Annotated in this window: 2 protein-coding genes; one reads left to right on the top strand and one right to left on the bottom strand. The window is 34.0% G+C overall.

Annotated features, from left to right (window positions below; genetic code table 11):
• The first annotated feature begins 50 nt into the window (after positions 1–50).
• Complete coding sequence (locus tag A3SG_RS0118085) at positions 51–1,175, top strand: cysteine desulfurase family protein (RefSeq protein ID WP_016991402.1); 1,125 nt, start codon at positions 51–53, stop codon at positions 1,173–1,175.
• Between the two features lie 73 nt (positions 1,176–1,248).
• Here the strand turns inward: A3SG_RS0118085 and A3SG_RS20445 are convergent, their stop codons facing one another.
• Positions 1,249–2,472, bottom strand: a complete 1,224-nt coding sequence (locus A3SG_RS20445; RefSeq protein WP_035664693.1) for a sodium:proton antiporter — start codon at positions 2,470–2,472, stop codon at positions 1,249–1,251.
• Between the last annotated feature and the right edge of the window lie 224 nt (positions 2,473–2,696).

The raw sequence follows: 2,696 nt of genomic DNA, 5'->3' as shown, positions 1-2,696 counted from the left end.
GACAATTAATATTGCAGAATACATAATTGATATTTCATAACTTTGCAGTAATGAAAAAAATATACCTCGATAACGCATCAACGACAGCCATAAGACCGGAGGTCATTCAAGAAATGACAAAAGTAATGGCGGAAGATTTTGGAAATCCTTCCTCAACGCACAGTTTTGGACGAAATTCCAAAAGTGTTCTCGAACTTTCCAGAAAATCAATTGCCAAGCAATTGAATGCTTCTGCGCAAGAAATTATTTTTACGTCCTGTGGAACGGAAGCCAACAACTGGATTCTTCGTTCGGCTGTGGCAGATTTGAAAGTAAAGCGGATTATTACCAGTAGAATTGAGCATCATGCCGTTTTGTATACGGTTCAGGCTCTGCAAAAGGAATTTGATATTCAGGTGGATTATGTTGCTGTCAAGCCAAATGGAGAAATAGATATTACGGATTTAGTCGAATTATTAGCACAAAATCATAAAACTTTAGTGAGTTTGATGCATGTTAACAATGAAATAGGAACCGTTTTAGACCTCGATAGGATTGTACCAATCTGCAAACAATACAATGCACTATTGCACTCTGATACGGTTCAGTCCATCGGAAAAAAGGAAATAGACCTGCAAAAAGTATCCATTGACTTTTTAGTAGCCAGTGCCCATAAATTTCATGGTCCCAAGGGCGTTGGATTTGCATTTGTGCGAAAGAATTCAGGCTTACAGCCCTTGTTTTTTGGTGGCGAACAAGAAAAGGGATTGCGACCCGGAACAGAAGCAGTGCATCAAATTGCAGGAATGGCAAAAGCTTTGGAGCTTTCCTATGATAACTTGCAGGAAGAGAGGTCCCAGATCTCTGCACTGAAAAAGTATTTAATGGAACGACTTGGAATTGAACTTCCTGGTTTTATGGTGAATGGAAGTCAAGATGGTTTTTATAATATGGTAAACGTTTTATTGCCTTTTTCAGAGGACAAAACAGCTATGATTCTATTTAATTTAGATATGAAAGGCATAGCGGTTTCTAGAGGAAGTGCTTGCCAGAGCGGAAGCATCAGAGCATCACATGTATTAGCTGAAATGCTTTCAAATGAAGATTTAAGAAGACCAAGTCTGCGTATTTCCCTAAGCCACTATAATTCGAAAGAAGATATAGATGTGTTAATAGAAGCTTTAAAAAGTATTTAAACATAAATTCTGCCTCGTTAAAGTAGTCCTAAAAATAGAGATACTATTTGGGTAGTTCACAGGGTGGATTTTTTTATACTTCATCATTTTCATCTGGGATTTCTTCTTTTACTTTCCTTTTTTCTTCTTTAATTGTTTTTCTCTTTTTAGCTGTTATCATTAATCCCAGCATCATTACAATTGCAGTCATCAAGATCACTTGAATAATTAATGATTTATTCACCAACAAGATCCTTTGTTCAGGCGCTATACCCAAGAACAATAATATTGTAATAAGTCCTCTAGGAGCTACAAAAAGTAAAGGAAATAAAGGTATTTTAGAAACCTTAAGCTGGATGAATCGCAAAAGAAAAAGGATTACTACAATACCAACAGCCCAGACAAGGGTAACTGTATTTATAATTTCGGTGGTTTTAATTAAATATCCAAATAAAAGAAAGAATAATGCCCTAACCAGAAAGGTAGCTTCAATTATCAACTCTTTAAACTTGATAACCTCTTTATTCAGCAAGTCAAGTCTAAATTGTTGTGTCCATCTATAATGTCTTAATTCATCTAAATTACCGATTGATAGTCCAAAAACAAGGATAAAAATAAGTGCCGGCAAATGGAATATTTTTGATATTTCATAAATTAATATAATTAGCAAGACGATTGGAACGAACTTAATATGATGTTGGATTTTATTTAGAAGAAAGGACAATAATATAGTTGCTACAAAAGAAATTGCGATTATAATTAGTATTTCTAAACAAAAATAGCCAAAAGTTTCTAATCCGAAGCTGGTGTTGTAGGCAATAAAATTGAAGAAAATCACTCCAAAAATATCGGATAGACTACTTTCGTAAATGATAAATTCTTTTTGACTCGAACTAAGGTTTCTTACGCTTGGAATGGCTATAGCACTGCTGATTACGCAAAAAGGAATTGCATTTATTAGACTTTCTCTAAAAGAATACCCTCCGTAATACTGTAATAAATAGGCAAGCGAAAAAGCTAAAATAATCAAAGGAAGGAAAGCGCCTATGGATGATTTTCTAATCAGCGCAACTTTAGATCTGTTGAGTTCTAGTTCTAATGATCCTTCTAATACGATAAGAATAAGCCCAATTGTACCTAATACAGGTAAAGTAGCGGTAAGGTCCGGAAGGTCAATGTCAAGTAAAAAGGTTACTTCTCGAACGAACCAACCCAAAAGTAATAATAATATAACAGATGGTATTTTTGTCCTTGCAGCTGTAAGGTCAAACAAGTATGCAATAAGCAGCAATAGACAAAGTGAGATTATGATTGTCATAGAAAATTAATTATGTTTTTTAACTTTTAATAGTTTCCATTACTGATAATGGAACTCTATTCGGTGAAATATAATACATTACTGGGTCAAAACATAAATATATTTTTAAATATAAAAAAAATAGCTGCCATGTAGCACTGTTTTTTAGGTCTAATAAACTGTACCTAAATGCTATAATTATTAATTTTCACTGGCCTCTCTTTTTTCAAAAAAGTAAAAGCAGC

The sequence above is a fragment of the Flavobacterium sp. ACAM 123 genome, from assembly GCF_000264055.1.
GTDB lineage: Bacteria > Bacteroidota > Bacteroidia > Flavobacteriales > Flavobacteriaceae > Flavobacterium.
The sequence above is the reverse complement of the archived record's forward strand: the minus strand, read 5'-3'. Positions and strand labels throughout refer to the sequence as shown.

Coding starts and splice junctions, on each gene's coding strand:
- A3SG_RS0118085 (WP_016991402.1), top strand. CDS start 51: ATGAAAAAAATATACCTCGATAACGCATCAACGACAGCCATAAGACCG.
- A3SG_RS20445 (WP_035664693.1), bottom strand. CDS start 2,472: ATGACAATCATAATCTCACTTTGTCTATTGCTGCTTATTGCATACTTG.